Origin of the sequence: Rhizobium sp. NPDC090275 (assembly GCF_044772225.1) — a bacterium.
In the GTDB taxonomy this organism is placed as follows: Bacteria; Pseudomonadota; Alphaproteobacteria; order Rhizobiales; family Rhizobiaceae; genus Rhizobium.
In genome coordinates, this window is the sequence record NZ_JBIVYL010000001.1 from 65,379 (window position 1) to 84,054 (window position 18,676).

The following is an 18,676-nucleotide window of genomic DNA, read 5'->3' on the forward strand; positions in this document are numbered from 1 at the left end:
CTCTATCCTTTGCGGGAACGGGTCGTGCCATCGATGGCTGTGAGGTCGGCCTGCGGGCCAATCAGTTTGCGGAGCGACGCGATAACGCGATTGGCCCGTGCTGCGATGGGCATGCTGAGATGCCCGACAGCGGATGGGGTGCCCCAGGCTGTCCTGATCGTTCCGAGGATCGACCGGTCTTTGATATTCTGGACGAGAACGAGGAAGGCTCTTCCCCGAAGCAGGCTTTTTGCCCTGAAATCCTGGGCGGCGGCTGCTTCCGCATCCAGCGTGTGATTGCGAAGGAAGGTCTTATCCCCTTCGATCATGGCGTCGATGTGGTGAAGCGAAAGAACGCGGGAGATCGATCCTTCGCGGATATTGTAGTCGTAACCGGCGAGTGGTTCGAAAACGCAACGTCCGCCGAGCGCCATGGCGCTGGCGAGATAGAGATAGTCTTCGCCGATCTTCAGGCTTTCGTCGAAGCGAAGGGCATGGCTTTCGATGAAGGCGCGCTGAAAGACCGGCTTCAGATAGCCGAAATTATGGGTGGTTTGAAAAAGGGCGTTGGAGCGAATGAAGGCGGAAAGCGTGAGCGTCGGCATTTGCGCCAGCGCGTTCTCGGCGAACATGGTTTCGGCCGGCGTGCCGTCGGTCCTGATGACACGCAGGTTGTCGACGGCGATTTCGGCGCCGGCCTTTTCGGCGCGATCGATCATCCGGCGCAGCCGGTCGGGATCGACCGTGTCGTCGGAATCGAGCACCGCCAGCCAGCGGCCGGTGGCAGCCGAGATCGCGGCGTTGCGCGCGGCCGACGGGCCGCCGTTGCGGGCGAGCGCGATCAGCCGGACGTTGCGGTCGGCATAGCTTTCGGCGATCGCCCTGGTTTCATCGGCCGAACAGTCGTCGGCAACGATCACCTCGACCGTGACGCCGCGCTGGGCAAGCGCGCTGTCGATCGCCTTTCCGAGCGTCGCCGCCGCATTATACGCGGCGATGATAAAGCTGACGTCGGGCATGTCTTGCTTCATGCGGCCTCCGCCGTTCCGTACTGGCGGATTTCGCGCACGCCGAGCAGGCCGCTGACGACGCCGGAATGCATCACGCCGCGAAGGGCATAGCGGTAGCGCGGCACGGCCGAGAAGACGCAGGCGAGGGCGGCGGCGTAGCAGAAGCCGGCCTTTGCCGCGGCAAGTGCGATCTGCTTCGGCCGGTTGAGGCCACTGGAACCCGTCTCCTGCAGCAGCCGCCCATGCGTCTGGCCGAAGCGGAAGCGGCGCTTGGCGAGCCAGGAGAGATCGGCGCGGTTTTCGGTCACGGGCTCGTAGACATAGGCCTTCTCGGCAAAGGCGATCTTGCCGCCGGCCTCATGCATGTGGCTGAAGAATTCCGTGTCTTCACCGCCGGTATGGCCGAGCGCCAGATTGAAGCGGCGGCCGGCAAGGCTCTGCGAGGAGAGGCGCAGCAGGACGTTGCAGGTATAGCCGGTGCGGATTTCGCCGTTGACCCAGACGGGGAGCGTCGAATGAAAATCGCCGACGCGCATCCAGCGCGGCGCGGTGTCCGCGTAGACGCTGCGGACAGGTCCGAGAACGGCGTCGGCCTTGGTTGATCGGGCGGTCGAGAGGAGTTCGACCAGCCAATCCTCGCTGGCATCCTCGTCGTCATCGATGAAAGCCAGGAAGTCGCCGGTGGCGTTGTCGAGGCAGGCGTTGCGGGCGATCGAGATGTTCGATGCCGGGCAATGCACATAGGCGATTTCGTGAGCGATGCGCGGACGAAGCGCTTCGACGCGCTCCCTGGCGCTCGGCGTCTTGTCGTTATCGGCGACGATGATGCGCAGCCGCGAGCCGGGAGGGACCTCGAGGACGGCGAGCGACAGCAGCGCCTCGTCAAGCGACGCGCGGCGATAGGTGCAGATGCCGATGTCGATCTGCAATTGTCTCGTCTGCTGCTTTTTTGTCTGCTCTTTCTGAGTCTGTTCGGGGGGCTGGTTCACGACGCCACCTTTCTGCCGCGGAAGCTCAGAAGTTCCATCCAGAAGCCGGCCGACCAGGCGAAGTGCATCACCATGGCCGATACGGCGGCCAGCGGGCCGTAAGGGTTGCGCTGGCCGATCGCCATCCAGAAACCGTAGCCCACGCAGGCGACCGCCCAGAGGCTGAACGGGATGACGGCGGCCCAGTTTACCACGGCCAAAAATGCGCCGATGAAGACGGGGACGACCAGAAGCGGCAGCATCTGGCGAACATTCGGCATGCTGCCGTGCTTCAGGATGTTCTTGGCGCGGCCGCGGCCATAGCCGAGATACTGCCGGAATAGCGTGGCGACGCTGGAGCGAGGGTAATAGACCATACGGGTCTTGTCGGTCATCCAGATGCCAAAGCCGGCCTTTTTCAGACGGTAATCCAGTTCGGCGTCTTCATTGTGGCTGAAGGTCTCGTCGTAACCGCCGACGGCCTCGAAGGCGGCGATGCGCATCAGGGCGTGGTGGCCGTGGTTGGTCCAATGGCCCTTGGCACCCTCGCGATGCTTCGAGCCGCCATTGCCGAGCTTGGAGTTCTGGGCGAAGGCGGTGGCCTTCTGGAACATGCCGAAGCCGACCGTTTCCATCGATACGACCACGGAATCGGCCTGGGTCGCGACGGCTTCCTCGACAAGGCGGCGGCAGTAATCGTCGGGATAGTCGCCATGGGCATCGATGCGGATGAGATAATCGTAGTCGCGGCCGAAGGTAGCGACGGCCAGATTGGTGGCGGCGCTCTGCAGGCGGCGGGGATTGTCGAGCAGCACGATGCGCGGATCGGACATGCTGATGCGCGCGACGATCTCGCGCGTCGCATCCTTGCTGCCGCCGTCGGCGACGACGATCTTGGCGTTCATGTGATCGATTTCACGGCTCAGCTTGGCGAGCAGTGGCTCGATGTGCTTCTCTTCGTTCAAGCAGGGGATGATTATGAGACTGGAGACGCTGGAACTGGCATCAGGCTGCATGGTTGTCCACCCTTCTGGAGATACGGTTTTCGGTGCGGATGCACTGCTGTCGCCCCTCTCGACGGCAGCAGGCACAAGGCGGGAAAGGCTGGCGACGAGCGCTTCGCAGTCGCTGCGGTCGGCGAGCCAGGTTTTCTGATCGGTCAAGGCGACGGCGTCGCTGAGCGCATGGTAGCGCTCGCCGGTCATGGTTTCGAACAGCGTGCGCAGCGCCGCCGGGCTTGCATCCGGAAGAGCAAGGCCGATCGATTTTTCGCGCAGGAAGCGCGCGGTCTGCGTGCCTTCGAGCGCGATCGGAACGGTGCCGTAGAGGCATCCCTCGTAGAGCCGGTTCGGCAGCAGCCAGCTGGAATTCAGGCCTTCCTCGAAGAAATCGATCGCCCAGGAGAAGTGGACGTCGTCGTAGATCGCCCTCAAATCCTCGGGGTTCTTGTAGGGGCCTTCGAAGCGGAGATAGGGCTCGCTGGCGACGAAGCCGTCGAAATCCTCGAATTCGGAATAGGCGGGGCGGCCGCGCAGCACGATCTCGACGCGACCTTCCATGAGGCGCGAGAACTCGGCGAGCATGGTCAGCGACTTCCTGCAACGCAGCGCGCCGAACCAGCCGATTTTCCACGGCTGGCCAGGCTGCTTCAGCGGGCGGGCGATGGTCGGCTGGACCGTCTGGTCGATTGATATGACCTTGTTTTCGATCAGCAGCGTCTCGGCCCTGATGCCGGAGCGTGGCGCGAAGTGGTGTTCGATGAAGGCGGGCGAGCTCGTCATGATCAGCTGCGCATTGCGGCCGAAACGGGCTTCTGCGCCGCGCATGATCTTTCCGACCATGTCGTTGCGCGACAGCAGCCGGTGAATGTCGAGGCATTCGTAGACGACTGGCACATCGCCGCCGAACATCGCATTGGCGCGATCGGCGACCGCGAGCGCCTCGAGATTGCGGCCGATGATGACGTCGGGCTTGTCGACCGTTTTCAGCAGCCCCTTCAGCCCGCTCATCGCTTTCACGACAGCGCCGATGCGCTGCGCAAACTTGGCGTCGGCGGTGCGGCCAAGCTCGATCGGCGTGATGCCGTGCACTTCGGCGAGGCGGTTTTCGCCGCGCCGGAAGCCGGCCAGCGTCACCTCCGCGCCGCCCTCGCGCAGCATCAGCACCCGCCGCCGGACGGCGGGATCCGAGAGATCATGCACGAGATACAGGACTTTGAGCATGGCACTCCTTGTCATTTGTGCGCCTTCGGCGCCGATCAGTTCAGCGTGCATGCGATCGATTCAGGGAACTGGCACTTGTCGCCGGGGGCCGTGTAGGCGAAGCGGTCGACTTCCAGTGATGTCGGCTTGGTGTAGGCGAACTTGCCCATCCAATCCTTCAGCGTGTCGGTGCCCCAGAGGCTGAAGAAGATCTTCTGCTGGCTATCCGGGATCTTCGAGGGATCGGTGACATCCTGGACGAGCTTGCCGTTCAGATAATAGCGCAGCCGGCCGGGCTCCCAGACGAAGGCGTAGTCGTTGAAACCGTCATCGGCGTTGGCGCCGATCGGAACCAGCTTCTCATTGCCGCCCTTGGCCTTGATGTACTGGTTGACCTGCACCTGGCCGGAATTCTTGCCGAGCACCTCGAAGTCGATCTCGTCATGCGGCTGCTTGTCGGCCGGGCCGATATAGGTGAAGAAGGCCGAGTTCAGGCCGGACCCGGTGGCCGCCTTCATGCGGGCCTCATAGGTGCCGTAGCCGAAGCGCTTCTTGGTCTGGATCTCGCCGCAGAGATAGCTGCGGTCCTTCGACTGACCCTCGGCGAAGGAGAGCTGCAGCGTGCCGCCTTCGACTTTCACCTGGTTCTTCGACCAGGTGCAGTTCTGATGCGGGCCGTTATTCCAGCCGTCGGAGATGTACCAGACGCTGCGGTCGAGCTTATCGAAGTTCTCGACGAAAGAGGGGGCACTCGGTTGCTGGGCTGCCTGCTGGGCGAAAGCCGAGGAGGCGCCGATGAGGAGCGTGCCGATGATGCCGAGTGTGGGGCAAAGTTTTCGCGCATGGGCGATTTTGGTCGTCATGTGTCACCTTTGCTGTGTAACGAGTTTGGAAGGAGCCGCGCCCGCTGAGGCCGGCTTTTCATAGGGCTTCTTGGCCCGCGCGCCGGTCATGACGGCGTAGAGGCGAGGGGCAATGCGGCGGCACAGGTCGTTGGAGAAGACCAGGAACGGGAAGAGGATCGCCAGCGAGAGAATGAAGAAGGCAGGGTAGAAGCTGACCCCGGCTTTACCCCAGACGATCCACATGAAGATCAGCAGCGGATAGTGGCCGCAGAAGATCCAGAAGCTCAGGCTGCCGGTTTTCGACAGGCGCTGGCCGATCGATGTCTCGATCAGCGGCGCCGACAAGAGCCAGAAGCCGAGCGTGCCGAAGATGGCGAGCGTGTTGCGCAGGAACTGCACCCAATCCGGCAGGCTCGGGCCGGTCATGTAGATGACGGTGGCAAGCGCCGCGCAGCTGGCGAGCAGGAGGACTGCGCCAAGCGTGGCGAAGCGGTCGAGCGCCTTCAGATCGATCTTGTTCAGGCCGATGTAGATACCAAGGCTGAACGAGAAGAGGATCGAGCGCTTCAGGACGATATAGAGCGATGCCTCCGGCACCACGGCGACCACGAGCAGCACTGAAAGCGTCAGCAGCGGCGCATGGCGGATCAGCCATGCGAGCAGCGGCGACAGCAGGATGCAGACGAAGAGATCGCGCAGGAAATAGAGCGGCACGTTGACCGGGAAGTCTTCGACCGCGAAGAGCTGGGTCATCAGCTCGCGCGCCGAGGCCTGCCACGGGTTTGGCACGTATCCGTCGCCGAGGCCGACGCCGAGCGCCAACAGGATCGCCAGGAAGAACAGGCCGTTCCACAAGAGGAATGGCAGGAGCACGGTCTTGGATTTCGTGCGCACCGTTTTCAGGTAGCTGAAATTCTCCAAGCCGCCACGGAACAGGAGGTAGCCGGAAATCGCACTCAGGCAGGGCACGCCCACCCTGAACAGCGCTTCCGCCAGGAATACTCTCAGCCAATCGAAGGCGCCATAGGTCCCGACAAAGGGACTGGTCTGGTCGCCGAATGGTATGTGTACGAATACGATGCCCGAAATGAGCACAATCCGCATCAGGTTGATCCGTGAGGACACGTTGGTATCAACATTCACGTTGTCAGTCACCCCTTTTGGGTCGCAGCTCCCCTTTGCAACCGTTTCAATCAGAGCAGACTTCAGCCCGCAGCGAGGGAAGTTAGGGCGAATTCACGGAAGAAAATATGGCACTGCAGCAAAAGTGATCGATCACGCCGTTTCGTAACGGATACTACTTGCCGTAACGGCTCGCGAAAAATACGCGGCTGAAGTGTTCTCGCCGCGGCCAGAAGCCAGTGTCAGCAGTGCATTCAAGAAAATGATTATATTCACTGGTTTAGGCGCAAAAGACGTGGTGCGGCGCACGAAAGTTTTTATCAAATGAGAGGAAATGTTACAGTAGCCGTCCGCAAGTGGTTCATCATTTATGGTCGGAATGGGGCGGTTTGATCCGGAATGGAGCGTTTCCGGATCGAGGGGCCGCCAGCGGTTTTCCTGTCGCCTTTGACAAATTTCGGCCGAAATGCCCCTGATGCTTGTGCGGTGCAGCAGCTGGCCTAGATGGCACGGCTAAAGGCACCGACCGAAGCACCAATTCGAACCTCTCAGGGAGAGAGTATGGCGACTTTCACGATCATTATTCCGTTCTACCAGCGGGATGACGGCATCCTCAGACGGGCGCTTGCGTCGGCGTTTGCGCAGAGTTTTCAGGACTTCGATATCATCGTCGTCGACGATCAGTCGCCCTATGCGCCGGCAAGCGAGCTTGCGCCGCTGACCGCCGAAGAGCGGGCGCGAATCACTGTCGTCAGTCAGCCGAACGCTGGGCCAGGCGGCGCGCGCAATACCGGGCTCGATCATGTTCGCGCCGACACGCGCTATGTCGCGTTTCTCGATTCGGACGACATCTGGACCCCGGATCATCTGAAAAACGCGTTCACGGCCATGGATACGCTCGGCGGCGATTGCTACTGGGCGTCGATCGAGGGCGGGGCGGAGTTCGACTATCACTTCGGGATCGCGGCGCTTGCGAAGATCGACGGCGCGCAGCGGCTGATGGAGACGCCCCACATCCTATCGGTTCCCGATATTGCGGGGGTGATGATCAACGACTGGGCGTTCCTGCACATGTCGTGCATGGTCATCGGCCGTCCGCTGATCGAGACCGCGCGTTTCGACGCGGCGTTGCGACTGGCGGCGGAAGACGTTTTGTTCTTCTGCGACTGCATGCTGGCGGCCAGGCAGGTTCTCTTGTGCGCCGATGCTGGCGCACTGCGCGGCGAAGGGATCAACATCTTCCACGGCGTCGACAACACGTCGCCGGAGTATCTGAAGCAGCAGTTCATCACCTGGATGGCGCTCGACAGGCTGGAAAGCCGCTTCGCCTCGCGGCCGCGCGAGATCGCGACCATCCAGTCCTACAAGAGCCGGGCGCGCAAGCAGGCGCTGTGGGGGCAGGTGGGGCAGCTCAAACGCCGCCGCCGCCCCGATTTCGGCTTGCTCGCCCGCTGGCTGGTGCAGGACCCGCGGCTGATCCAGAGCGCATTCCAGCTCGCTGCGGGCAAGCTGGTGAAGTAACTGCTCTTTGCTTTATCGCATGTCGGTGCCGCAAAACCGCGGCACACTTTTGCGCGACATGCTTTACTCCGCCGGCGCGTCGAGCAGATAGCGAAGGCGGTCGCCGCTTGAGGTGACCGCCACCCCATCCGGGTTGCGCCAGCGCTCGGTCTTGTCGGCGAGGATGCCGCCGGCGATCGCCGGGAAGGCGGAGGGATGCGTCGCGACATAGGTGATCGCGGCGCCGGCGCCCCTCTGGTTCTTGATGTCGAGGAAGTGGCGCAGCTCGTATTTGGCGCGAATATGCTGTTCGTGCCGGCGCACGGCGTCCGCGGCCATCGGCTTCAGCTTGAAATCCTTCAGCAGCGAACGGTCCGCCTCGTAAAGGCGGCGCAGGTCTTCCGTGCGGTGGCTGCCGCTCAGCGAATTGCCGCGCACGACGGCGCCGTAGCCGCAGCTGTGGATCACCTTGTAGCGGGCGCCGAGCGCCAGTGCGCGGATGTAGAGATCGTAATCCTCGCCGAGGCGCATGTCCTCGCGATAGCGGAGCTTATGCTTGTCGAGAAAGCTTCGGCGCATCACGGGCTTCAGGAAGCCGATCTCGCCGCGGCGCACGCCGCGCTTGGATATGTTGCCGTCCACGAAGGTCGTCAGATCGAGATAGAGAGGGTTTTCGGCGAAACGATCGAGCTTCTGCGGCGCCTGGGCAACCGTGTCGGCATCGACGAAGGCGATGTTGTCGGCCACGAACTCCCAGTCATTGTCCGAGAGCATGCGCGAGAAGCGGCCGGCGAAGAAGAAATCGTCGGCGTCGAGAATGGCGATCAGCGGCGCTGTGGAGATATCGATGGCATGATTGCGCGCGGCCGACGGGCCCTTGTTCTTCTCGAACCTGACGATCCTGAGCCTGCCGGTGGCGTCGTTGCCGCGTTCGGCGGCTTGCGCCGTGGAATCGCTCGAGCCGTCGTCGACGACCACGACTTCGGCGACTTCAGGCTCGAGAAGTGCTGATCTGACGGCGATTTCGATCGTATCGGCCGCGTTCTTGGCGGCGATGATGACGCATATGCTAGCTGTTTCAGCCACGCTCTACCTCCGTTGTTTCGCCCAAGACCTAGGACGTTGCAGCGCAGCAGACAACAAAGAGCGCTTCACATGATGTTACGAAGGGTGGGTTCGTGAGCGGCGGACGGGCAGTCAGGGCTGCCCTCAGCGCTTAGCGATTGAACGGCTCGGAGCTGTTGAAAGGCGGTACGTGCAGCTTTTCAGCTTCCTCGGCGCGGCCTGCCGTGCGCTTGGCGCCGTTGCGCTCCTTGCTTTCCTTCCAGACGAGGTAGAGCACGCCGCCGAAATAGCCTGCCTGCAGCAGGATCGCACAGATCACGGTCTTGATGAGGGTGCCGGATAGAGAGCCGCTCAGCCAATAGGTCGCGACGGCGAACACGGCGAGTGCGCCCAACATGCTGACAAAAACGCGAGGTGCATACATTTGTTGCCTCCCCAGATGGTGCCCTTCAATGAACAGCCATTGAATACGCGGCCACACCAGGACCATTTTGTAGATTCTTTTTACAGGACTTCGTCATGTAACTAAAGCGGTGAAGACGTCTTTTGCGCCTGTATTCAGTAACTACAAGCGTCACCTTAAAGGTTTGTTCCGCGTATTGGTAAAAATGCCACTTATCGGCCCGTGCGCCCGGCAATCGGAAAACGTCGTTAAAGTTGGGTTTCGATCCGAGGGTTGCATCCAATTTGGCAATGCACGTTCTTGTTTATGCCACAATCGATACCCGCTGAGGTGTAGTGGCCGCGTTTCGCATTCAACTTTTATTACAAAGTTTTAATTTCAAACGATTTGTGAGTGCGGCGCAAAATTGATGCTGCGATGCAATAAAACGGCCCCGTTCAAGTTTAAAAAAAGGTCCGTTGGAGAAGTGATGGCCGTAACCAAGAACTTTCGACCGGGGCGGGTTGCCCCTGTAAACTTCGTTCAGGGTGTATTGGCAAGAAGTCACAGGACATTTTATTTCGGTCTGCAAATATAGTTTTGATCGCTTTGGTGGAATCTAAATATGTTTCAGCGACCTCTGAAATACAAAAAGTTGAACAAATGTTTCCAAAAACGTTCGATAACGAGCGGTTTTAAAAACGTGGCTTAAAAAAACAAAATCCCCTCATACACTCCCAACTCGTCAGCGCTAGCTAAGCGTCCTGAGCCTTAACCGACCAAACGGCAAACATAAGTGGAGTTACCTCTATGAAGTCTGCGACGAGATCGGACAGTTCGCCATTTTATGGCGCAGTTCACGAAAACGCGTTTCCGCCCACAGGCGGTTTCGCAAAACGGGCATTCGATGTGTCCGCCGCCTGCCTCGGGCTTCTGTTTCTGAGCCCAATCTTTTTGATGGTGATGCTGCTTGTGAAGCTCACGGACAAGGGTCCGGCCTTCTATGGCCATCGCCGCATCGGCCACAACGGCCAGGAATTCCGTTGCCTGAAGTTTCGGACAATGGTCACCAATGGCGACAAGGTTTTGCAGGAATACCTGCGCAACAACCCTTCCGCCATGGATGAGTGGCGCGCCACGCGCAAGCTGCAGAACGACCCTCGGGTGACTGCCGTTGGCGCCGTGCTGCGCAAGCTGAGCCTTGATGAGCTTCCCCAGCTCTTCAACATCATTCGCGGTGAGATGAGTGTCGTCGGTCCGCGTCCCGTCGTTCAAGACGAACTTGAAATGTACGAGCACGCCGCCGTCTTCTATCTGCAGTCCCGCCCAGGCCTTACCGGTCTCTGGCAGGTCAGCGGACGCAACGACGTCTCCTATGCCGCTCGCGTCGCTTTCGACACCCACTACGTCGAAAACTGGTCGATGGCCCGGGACGTTGCGATCATCGCAAAGACCATTCCCGCCGTCTGCGCTCAGCGCGGAAGCTACTAACGGCATCCTTACGCCCGACGAGCACGTCTTATGGCTCGCCGTCGGGACGAAACACGGGGAAAAATATGAACGAACGTCTATTTGGCAGTCAGGCTGGGCGATCCCGTGCCCTTCGATCCGGTGTTGCAGTCGCTGCCGGGTTGAGTGCATTCCTGCTGTCCTCATTCATTGCCAGCGCGGACGATTACCGCCTTGGAACCATGGATAAAGTGAAGATTCGAGTTGCCGAATGGCAGACGGCGGATGGGACGATCCGCGACTGGTCTGTCGTCAGCGGCGACTACACGGTTGGCCCGTCCGGCAGCATCTCGCTGCCATTCGTCGGCGATCTCGCTGCTTCCGGGCAGACGACCGACGCCATCGCCAAGCAGATCGGCATGGCCCTTCAGAGGCAGTTCGCCCTGAAGGACCGGCCGTCGGCATCCGTCGAATTGTCGGAATTCCGCCCTGTCTATCTCTCCGGAGACGTGGAGAAGCCGGGTGAGTTTCCGTTCGCGCCGAACCTCACCGTCGCCAAGGCCGTCAGCCTTGCCGGCGGCCTTCGCCGGGCCGATTCCGGCCAGCGGTTCGCCCGCGATTTCATCAACGCCAAGGGCGACGCCGTCGTCTACATGGCGGACAGGGCGCGGCTTCTGGTGAAGCAGGCTCGCCTTCAGGCCGAAATCGACAACAAGGATAGTTTCGAGATTCCGGCCGAACTGAAGGACAAGCCGGAGGCCAGAGCGCTCGTCGACAGCGAGAACGCGCTCATGACCTCGCGCAAGAAGCGGCTGACGCTGCAGCTTCAGGCACTCGATGACTTGAGGGCTCTGCTGCAGAGCGAAGTCGAGACGCTTGCCAAGAAGACGCAGACCCAGACCCGCCAGCTGGAGCTTGCCACGGCCGATCGCGACAAGGTCGACGATCTCGCCGAGAAGGGGCTGGTGCTCAGCGCCCGCAAGATGACGGCCGAGCAACGCGCGGCCGATCTCGAGGCGATGCTTCTCGACATCGACACGAACTCGCTCAAGGCCAAGCAGGATATCAGCAAGGCCAACCAAGACGAGATCACGCTTCGCAACGACTGGGACGCACAGCTCGCCCAGGAAAAGCAGAGTGCGGACGCGCAGCTCGACCAGCTCAACCTGAAGCTCACGACGAGCAACTCGCTGATGGCCGAAGCGCTGACCCAATCCACGGACGCGGCCCGCTTCGACACGTCGACGGGTGCCGCCAGCATTGCCTACTCCGTCATTCGTGACGTGGACGGCAAGCCGAAGGAAATCCCGGTGCAGGAAAGCACCGCGTTGCAGCCCGGCGATCTGATCAAGGTCACCGCCGGACTGGCCATGAGGTAATGAGGCAGTATGCGTATCGCTAAGTCGGCGCTCATCCAGCCCGGCGGGAATGTGGCCTATGCCGTTTCCGCCGTGGCGATTTCGCTTTTTTCGTTCGCCTACTCGCTTCGGTTCGGGCAGGTGTCGATCCTGCTTTACTATGCGCTCTGGCTGCCGCTGATCGCGGTCGATTACCGCAAGGTTCTCGGCAACTACAATCGCTACATCTGGATCTACGCTTTCGCGGCGATCGCCTTCCTATCGGTCTTCTGGTCGGCGGCGCCCAGCGTGTCGATGCGCGCCGCCATTCAATATTTCACGCAGGTGCTCTGCACGCTGATCGCGGTCAGGGTGCTGGATGCCAAGACGCTGACGCTCGGCATGGTCGCCGGTATCGGCATCGTGCTCGTCTATTCAGTGCTCTTCGGGCACTACGAGTTGGACGTGATCGACAACACCTACAGCTTCGTCGGCGCCTTCGCGTCGAAGAACCAGCTTGGGTTCTACGCCTCGCTCGGCCTGATCGCCTGCTTCGCGACCGTCTTCATCTTCGGCGAACGCCGCCCATCTTGGCTGGCTGTCACCGGGGTCTCCGGCTTGCTGTCGGCCTATTGCCTGATGATGTGCCAGTCGGCGACTTCGGTCCTGACCGCCGTCGTGGTTCTGGCGCTGATGGTCGGCCTGCGTGTCGTGCTAACGCTGACGCCCGACCAGCGCAAGCTGCTCGTCATTGGCGGCGGGGTCGCGGTGATCGTGCTTGCGGTCGCCGGTGTCTATCTCGGCGCGGTCGATGCCGTGCTCGGGATCTTCGGCAAGGATTCGACGCTGACGGGCCGCACCTATCTGTGGCAGCAGGGGATCAAGGCTGCGGCCGACAATCCCTATTTCGGCGTTGGCTACCAGGCCTATTGGGTTCAGGGCTTTTCGGAGCCGGAGCGTCTCTGGGAAGAGTTCTTCATCGGCTCGCGCAGCGGCTTCCACTTCCACAATACCTATATCGAAACGACGGTGGAGCTCGGCCTCGTCGGCCTGGCGATCCTGGTTTTCACTTTCCTGAAGATCCTGTGGGGGCATCTCCGTCGCCTGATCGAAGACATCAGGAACGATGAATCCTACCTGCTGTTTGCCATCTGCGTGCTTCTGTTGATCCGCTCCTTCGTCGAGATCGACATTCTGACGCCCTACAATGTCGGGACGTTCCTGTTCTATTTCTGCGCCGGAAAGCTGATGAGCGTGCGCCGCCAGCTTGATGTCGCGGCATGGGCGCGGCAGGCACGGCAGCCCGAACCTTTGATGCATTAGCACTTAACAGCATTGTCGGCCGGCACTGACCGGTCATTTGAGGAAACCGGATGAAGACCCTTTACGGCATCCAATATCTGCGCGCCTTCGCGGCGCTTGCTGTCGTCGTTTTTCACGCGGCCGAGAAGTCCGGCGAGCACTTCGCCATCGGGGCTGCCGGTGTCGATGTGTTTTTCGTCATCAGCGGCTTCATCATGTGGGTGATCAGCGAGCGCCGGCCGATGACGCCGCAGGGCTTCCTCATCGACCGCCTGCGCCGCATCGCGCCATCCTATTGGCTGGTGACAGCAATCATGATCGCCGGCGCCGTGACCGGGCTGTTTCCGAACCTGCAATTGACGACGTCGCATATCCTTGCGTCGCTGTTCTTCATTCCCGCGCATTCCCCGAGCACCGGTGACATCTGGCCGGTGCTGGTGCAGGGGTGGACGCTCAATTTCGAGATCTTCTTCTACGTCCTCTTCGCCGGCGCGCTGTTCTTACCGCGCAAATGGCGTCTCGCCTTTCTGCTCGCACTGTTCGGCGGCTTCTTCCTGGCCGGGCAAATCCTGCAGCCGACGACGCCGGCGCTCTACACCTACACGCGTCCGATCATTCTCGAATTCGTCGGCGGTGTATTGATTGCCGAGCTGTGGCTGCGCTGGTGGATCGCCGGCACCAGCCTGGGACTTGCCTGCGTGGGCGCTGCCCTTTCCGGCTTCGCCGCCATCCATCTGATGGGCGCCGAGTTCAATGCCGGGATATGCGGTCCGCTGGCGATGGTGCTGGTTTACGGGATGGTTTCGCTGGAGGCGGCCGGAAGTCTCGGCCGCATGCCGCTGCTGACCTATCTCGGCGACGCCTCCTACTCGATCTATCTATGGCACACGCTGGCGATCTCGGTGGTCGCCAAGGCGGGGCAGGTGATCGGCCTCTCAGCCACCGTTATGGCTCCGGTGTGCGTTCTTGCCGGCGTGGTTCTTGGAACCGCAGCCTACGAACTCATCGAAAAGCCGCTGAGGAAGCTGCTCTCCGGTTCCCGCTCGAAACAGGCGACACTCGCTCGCCGAGCCTCATGACGAGGCTTCAGCAGGCGGCGCTTGCGTATCCGGTTCCACTGTCTCCGCCGGTCGGGCCTTTCTCCTGAACGAACGCAGCGCGACATAGAAGACGGGTGTCAGGAACAGACCGAATATCGTGACGCCGAGCATGCCTGAGAAGACGGCCGTGCCGAGCGACTGGCGCATTTCGGCGCCGGGGCCGGTGGCGATTGCAAGCGGCAGCACGCCGAAGATGAAGGCGAACGCCGTCATCAGGATCGGGCGCAGGCGCAGATGGCTCGCCTCGACGGCTGCCTCCACCGGCGACTTGCCTTCGTCTTCCGCCTGGCGGGCGAACTCGACGATCAGGATCGCGTTCTTGGCCGCAAGGCCGATCAAGACGATCAGGCCGATCTGCGTCAGCACGTTGTTGTCCATGCCCCGGAACCAGACGCCGATCAGTGCCGCGAGCACCGCCAGCGGCACGATCAGGATGATCGCCAGCGGCAGCACCCAGCTCTCATATTGGGCCGCGAGCGCCAGGAAGACGAAGATGACTGACAGGGCGAAGATATAGACCGCCGTGTTGCCGGTGTGGGTTTCCTGGTAGGCGAGTTCGGTCCATTCGAAGGTCGTGCCGGGCGGCAGGATCTTTGCCGCCAGCGCCTCCATCTTCTTCAGCGCGTCGCCCGTCGATGTGCCGGGTGTCGGATTGCCCTGCAGCGGAACGGAGACATACATATTGTAGCGCTGGACGAGGGCAGGGCCGCTGGAATCCTGGATATCCATCAGCGTGCCGAGCGGCACCAGCGCGCCGGTCGCCGAGCGCACCTTGAGGCCGAGAATGTCCTCGCGGTCCATGCGGTATTGCCGGTCGGCCTGGGCGCGGACCTGGTAGACGCGGCCGAAGGCGTTGAAGTCGTTGACATAGGCGACGCCGAGATTGATCGACAGCGCGTTGAAGATGTTGGGGATCGGCACGTTCAGGAAACGGGCCTTGTCGCGATCGATGGCGAGATAATATTGCGGGCTGGCATCGGAGAAGGTCGTGAAGACGCCGGTCAGGCCTTCGGTCGTGGCGGCCGCGCCCATCATCTGCCGGGCAAGGCCGAGCACGCGGGTCATGTCGGCGTTTTCAAGATCGAGAATCTGCATCTTGAAGCCGCCGGAATTGCCGACGCCGCGCACGGATGGCGGCGGCACGGCGATGATGAAGGCCTCCTGGATGCTCTGCAGCTTACCAAACAGCTCGCCGATGATCTTGTTGGCGGTCTCGCCGCCTTCCTCGCGCTCGGCGAACGACTTGAAGGGGACGAAGACGACGCCGGAATTGGAGGCGTTGGTGAAGGTCGCGCCGCTGAAGCCGGCGAACTGCACGGCATTGCCGACGCCGGGGACCGTCCGCGCGATATCGCCCACCTGCTTCACCACCGCATCGGTACGCGCCAGCGACGCGCCATCAGGCAATTGCACGACGACGATCGCGTAGCCCTGGTCCATGGTCGGGATGAAGCCCGACGGGACCTTGGTGATCATGAAGTAGGTGGCGCCGAGCAGGCCCGCGAAGACGAGCAGCGAGCAGGTGATACCGATCCAGCTTCTGACGAGGTGCCTGACGATCCACGAATAGCCGTGGCTCAGACGATCGAAGCCGTTGTTGAAGCCGTTCGCGAGACCGCGCCCGAAACGCAGGGCGATGTTGTTGCGCGTGTGCTGGTGATCGTGGCTTCGGAGCAGAATACCGGCGAGTGCCGGCGACAGCGTCAGCGAGTTCAGCGCCGAAATCGCGGTGGTGACCGAGATGGTCACGGCAAACTGCTTGTAGAACTGGCCGGAGATCCCAGGGATGAAGGCGGTGGGCACGAAGACGGCGATCAGCACCAGCGAGATGGCGACGACGGCGGTGCCGACCTCGTCCATCGTCACATGCGCGGCCTCCTTCGGAGTCATGCCTTTGGCGAGATTGCGCTCGACATTCTCGACCACGACGATCGCGTCGTCGACGACGATGCCGATCGCCAGCACCAGGCCGAACAGCGTCAGCATGTTCAGCGAGAATCCGAAGGCGAGGAGCACGGCGAAGGTGCCGATCAGCGAGACCGGGATGGCGATGATCGGGATGATCGCGGTGCGCCAGGATTGCAGGAAGACGAGGACGACGATCGCCACCAGGATCGCGGCTTCGGCGATGGTTCGATAGACCTCGGTGATCGATTCCGAGATGAACTCGGTGGTGTCGTAGACAATGCGGTATTCCAGACCCTGCGGGAAGGTCTGGGATATGTCCTTCATCAGCGACTGGATCTGGTGCGCGGTGTCGAGCGCGTTGGTTCCGGGGCGGGCGAAGATGCCGAGCGCCACGGCGGGGTCGTTGTTGAGATAGCTGTTGGTCACATAGTCCTGAGCGCCCAATTCGATGCGGGCGACGTCCTGCAGCTGCACAAGCCGGCCGGTGTCTGTCGACTTGACGATGACGTAGCGGAATTCGCGCACGTCGGAGAAGCGGCCGTCGGTTCTCACCGTATATTCGAAGGCGTTCTTGCCGGTGACTGGTGGCGCGCCGATCTTGCCGCCGGAGACCTGGACGTTCTGGTCGCGAAGGGCCGAGACCACGTCATCCGATGTCATGCCGTAGGCGGAGAGCTTCTGTGGGTCCAGCCAGATGCGCATGGAATACTGGCGCTCGCCGAACACCTGCACGTCGCCGACGCCATCGAGGCGCACCAGGGTGTCGCGGATGCGGTTGCGGGCATAGTTGGAGACGTAGAGCTGGTCGTAGCGGTGCGAGGGCGAGAGAAGGTGCACGACCATCATCAGGTCGGGCGAGCTTTTGTCGGTGGTGACGCCGAGGCGCTGTACCTCTTCGGGAAGTCGGGGCAGGGCGATCGAGACGCGGTTCTGAACGAGCACCTGTACCTTGTCGAGATCGGTGCCGAGCTTGAAGGTGATGGTCAGCGACATGGCGCCATCGGCGCTGGAATAGGAGGACATGTAGAGCATGTCCTCGACGCCGTTGATCTGCTGCTCCAGCGGCGTGGATACCGTGTCGGCGATGGTCTGCGGGTCGGCGCCCGGATAGGAGGTGCGCACCACGATGGTCGGAGGGGCGATCTCGGGATACTGCGACACCGGCAGCTGCGTATAGGCGATGCTGCCGACGACGAGGAGCACGATCGAGATGACCGCCGCGAAGATCGGGCGGTCGACGAAGAAATGAGCGAACCTCATTGTGGCGTCTCCGTCGCGGCGTTTTCCGGCGGCGTATCGCGCCGTTCCTGCGGCAGCTCGGTCATCTGCGGCGTGATGGTGGCGCCGGGGCGGGCGCGCATCAGGCCGTTGACGATGATCGTCTCGGTGCCATCAAGGCCCTCGCGGATGACGCGGTAGCCATAAAGCCTAGGGCCGGGGCGCACGGGCTTGGTCGATACCTTGCCGTCGGTGCCGACGACGAAGACGACACGTTCGTTCTGGTCGGAACCGATCGCCTCGTCGGGCACGAGGATCGCCTTGTACTTGTTGGACGCCTCCACCTGCACGCGGCCGAAGAGGCCGGGCTGCAGGATCAGGTCGGGATTGGCCAGCCGTGCGCGGATGCGGATGGTGCCGCTTTCGTTGTCGATGCGGTTTTCGGCGAAGTCGAGCTTGCCGGTGAAGGGCTTGGCGGTCGGGTCGGAGATCGTCACGGTGACAGGCACGCCGCCGCCGCCCAGTTGCAGATCCTTACCGAGCTTGCGCGCCGTATCGGCGAAGTTCAGCAGGCGGCGTTCATCGACGTCGAAGTAGAAATCGATCGGGTCGAGCGACACGATGGTCGTCAAGATCGTTTGGTCCGCCTGCACCAGATTGCCTGTGGAGATCAGGCGGCGGTCGATGCGGCCGCTGAGCGGCGCCGATATCGTCGTATATTCCATGTCGAGGGCCGCGCGGTCGGCGGTTGCCTGGGCACCGCGAACATTGGCCTGCGCGGAGAGCCATTCGCGGCGGCGATCGTCGAGTGTCGAGACCGACTGGCTGCCGCTGGTGGCAAGGCTCTGCGCGCGGTTGAACTGCGCTTCGGCGTAGGTCTGCGTGGATTTGGCGACTTCGAGCGCGGCGTTGGCTTCGTTGAGCGCGGTGACGAAGGGGCGTTGGTCGATGACGAAGAGCTTGTCGCCCTTCTTCACCAGCGCGCCGTCGGTGAAATCGACCTCGTTCAGATAGCCGCCGACGCGTGCGCGCACCGAGACCTCGTCAACCGCCTGGAAGCGGCCGATGAACTCGTCGTTATCGACGACCTCGCGCACAACGGGCTTGGCCACTGTCACGGGCGGCGGAGGCGGAGCGGCGGCCTGCTGGGCGGATGAGGCGAAGGGTAAGAACGCGACGCTGCTGAAGGCCAAGACGTATCGAAGCGAGAAAGGCATGGCGGCTCCCCATTCGGGCGGCCAAACACGCCGCCATGACTATGCTGAAAGAATGCGTTTCATGTCAGGCGGT

At 61.8% G+C, this 18,676-nt stretch carries 14 protein-coding genes; 5 read left to right on the forward strand and 9 right to left on the reverse strand.

The window, feature by feature from the left end; translation table 11 throughout:
* Positions 1–2: 2 nt before the first annotated feature.
* From ACIQUB_RS00280 to ACIQUB_RS00300, 5 genes are all read right to left on the reverse strand, one after another.
* A complete protein-coding gene (locus ACIQUB_RS00280; RefSeq protein WP_402928204.1) occupies positions 3–1,010 on the reverse strand; it encodes a glycosyltransferase family 2 protein in 1,008 nt (335 codons plus the stop codon).
* Positions 1,007–1,918, reverse strand: a complete 912-nt coding sequence (locus ACIQUB_RS00285) for a glycosyltransferase family 2 protein (RefSeq protein ID WP_113235334.1) — start codon at positions 1,916–1,918, stop codon at positions 1,007–1,009. Before ACIQUB_RS00285 ends, ACIQUB_RS00280 begins: the two co-directional genes overlap by 4 nt.
* A 56-nt stretch (positions 1,919–1,974) precedes the next feature.
* Positions 1,975–2,973, reverse strand: a complete 999-nt coding sequence (locus tag ACIQUB_RS00290; RefSeq protein WP_026282735.1) for a glycosyltransferase family 2 protein — start codon at positions 2,971–2,973, stop codon at positions 1,975–1,977.
* A gap of 1,241 nt (positions 2,974–4,214) precedes the next feature.
* The gene (locus tag ACIQUB_RS00295) at positions 4,215–5,021 is read right to left on the reverse strand and encodes a glycoside hydrolase family 16 protein (RefSeq protein WP_113235333.1); all 807 of its coding nucleotides are present in this window, start codon (positions 5,019–5,021) and stop codon (positions 4,215–4,217) included.
* A 3-nt stretch (positions 5,022–5,024) separates the two neighbouring features.
* Positions 5,025–6,146, reverse strand: coding sequence for an acyltransferase (locus ACIQUB_RS00300; protein WP_402928208.1), 1,122 nt, complete (start codon positions 6,144–6,146; stop codon positions 5,025–5,027).
* A gap of 540 nt (positions 6,147–6,686) precedes the next feature.
* Here ACIQUB_RS00300 and ACIQUB_RS00305 point away from each other — a divergent pair.
* Entirely contained in the window at positions 6,687–7,646 is a 960-nt protein-coding gene (locus ACIQUB_RS00305; RefSeq protein ID WP_113235332.1) for a glycosyltransferase family 2 protein, read from the forward strand.
* 63 nt (positions 7,647–7,709) lie between these two features.
* Here the strand turns inward: ACIQUB_RS00305 and ACIQUB_RS00310 are convergent, their stop codons facing one another.
* Both ACIQUB_RS00310 and ACIQUB_RS00315 read right to left on the reverse strand, forming a co-directional pair.
* The gene (locus ACIQUB_RS00310; RefSeq protein WP_113235331.1) at positions 7,710–8,711 is read right to left on the reverse strand and encodes a glycosyltransferase family 2 protein; all 1,002 of its coding nucleotides are present in this window, start codon (positions 8,709–8,711) and stop codon (positions 7,710–7,712) included.
* 130 nt (positions 8,712–8,841) lie between these two features.
* On the reverse strand, positions 8,842–9,114 hold the full coding sequence (locus tag ACIQUB_RS00315; protein WP_113235330.1) for an exopolysaccharide production repressor protein: 273 nt from the start codon (positions 9,112–9,114) through the stop codon (positions 8,842–8,844).
* A 768-nt stretch (positions 9,115–9,882) separates the two neighbouring features.
* Here ACIQUB_RS00315 and ACIQUB_RS00320 point away from each other — a divergent pair.
* From ACIQUB_RS00320 to ACIQUB_RS00335, 4 genes are all read left to right on the forward strand, one after another.
* On the forward strand, positions 9,883–10,563 hold the full coding sequence (locus tag ACIQUB_RS00320; RefSeq protein ID WP_018897030.1) for a sugar transferase: 681 nt from the start codon (positions 9,883–9,885) through the stop codon (positions 10,561–10,563).
* A gap of 65 nt (positions 10,564–10,628) precedes the next feature.
* Positions 10,629–11,900: a polysaccharide biosynthesis/export family protein gene (locus ACIQUB_RS00325; protein ID WP_113235329.1), complete on the forward strand. Its 1,272-nt coding sequence runs from the start codon at positions 10,629–10,631 to the stop codon at positions 11,898–11,900.
* A 9-nt stretch (positions 11,901–11,909) separates the two neighbouring features.
* Positions 11,910–13,181, forward strand: coding sequence for an O-antigen ligase (locus tag ACIQUB_RS00330; RefSeq protein ID WP_113235328.1), 1,272 nt, complete (start codon positions 11,910–11,912; stop codon positions 13,179–13,181).
* Between the two features lie 50 nt (positions 13,182–13,231).
* Positions 13,232–14,239: an acyltransferase gene (locus ACIQUB_RS00335; RefSeq protein WP_113235327.1), complete on the forward strand. Its 1,008-nt coding sequence runs from the start codon at positions 13,232–13,234 to the stop codon at positions 14,237–14,239.
* Here the strand turns inward: ACIQUB_RS00335 and ACIQUB_RS00340 are convergent.
* Together ACIQUB_RS00340 and ACIQUB_RS00345 are read right to left on the reverse strand one after the other, a co-directional pair.
* The gene (locus tag ACIQUB_RS00340; protein ID WP_113235326.1) at positions 14,234–17,428 is read right to left on the reverse strand and encodes an efflux RND transporter permease subunit; all 3,195 of its coding nucleotides are present in this window, start codon (positions 17,426–17,428) and stop codon (positions 14,234–14,236) included. The two genes, ACIQUB_RS00335 and ACIQUB_RS00340, sit on opposite strands and share 6 nt — an antisense overlap.
* Positions 17,425–18,603: an efflux RND transporter periplasmic adaptor subunit gene (locus ACIQUB_RS00345; RefSeq protein WP_113235325.1), complete on the reverse strand. Its 1,179-nt coding sequence runs from the start codon at positions 18,601–18,603 to the stop codon at positions 17,425–17,427. Before ACIQUB_RS00345 ends, ACIQUB_RS00340 begins: the two co-directional genes overlap by 4 nt.
* Positions 18,604–18,676 lie beyond the last annotated feature (73 nt).

Coding starts and splice junctions, on each gene's coding strand:
- ACIQUB_RS00290 (WP_026282735.1), bottom strand. CDS start 2,973: ATGCAGCCTGATGCCAGTTCCAGCGTCTCCAGTCTCATAATCATCCCC.
- ACIQUB_RS00330 (WP_113235328.1), top strand. CDS start 11,910: ATGCGTATCGCTAAGTCGGCGCTCATCCAGCCCGGCGGGAATGTGGCC.
- ACIQUB_RS00305 (WP_113235332.1), top strand. CDS start 6,687: ATGGCGACTTTCACGATCATTATTCCGTTCTACCAGCGGGATGACGGC.
- ACIQUB_RS00340 (WP_113235326.1), bottom strand. CDS start 17,428: ATGAGGTTCGCTCATTTCTTCGTCGACCGCCCGATCTTCGCGGCGGTC.
- ACIQUB_RS00325 (WP_113235329.1), top strand. CDS start 10,629: ATGAACGAACGTCTATTTGGCAGTCAGGCTGGGCGATCCCGTGCCCTT.
- ACIQUB_RS00295 (WP_113235333.1), bottom strand. CDS start 5,021: ATGACGACCAAAATCGCCCATGCGCGAAAACTTTGCCCCACACTCGGC.
- ACIQUB_RS00315 (WP_113235330.1), bottom strand. CDS start 9,114: ATGTATGCACCTCGCGTTTTTGTCAGCATGTTGGGCGCACTCGCCGTG.
- ACIQUB_RS00335 (WP_113235327.1), top strand. CDS start 13,232: ATGAAGACCCTTTACGGCATCCAATATCTGCGCGCCTTCGCGGCGCTT.
- ACIQUB_RS00280 (WP_402928204.1), bottom strand. CDS start 1,010: ATGAAGCAAGACATGCCCGACGTCAGCTTTATCATCGCCGCGTATAAT.
- ACIQUB_RS00320 (WP_018897030.1), top strand. CDS start 9,883: ATGAAGTCTGCGACGAGATCGGACAGTTCGCCATTTTATGGCGCAGTT.
- ACIQUB_RS00345 (WP_113235325.1), bottom strand. CDS start 18,603: ATGCCTTTCTCGCTTCGATACGTCTTGGCCTTCAGCAGCGTCGCGTTC.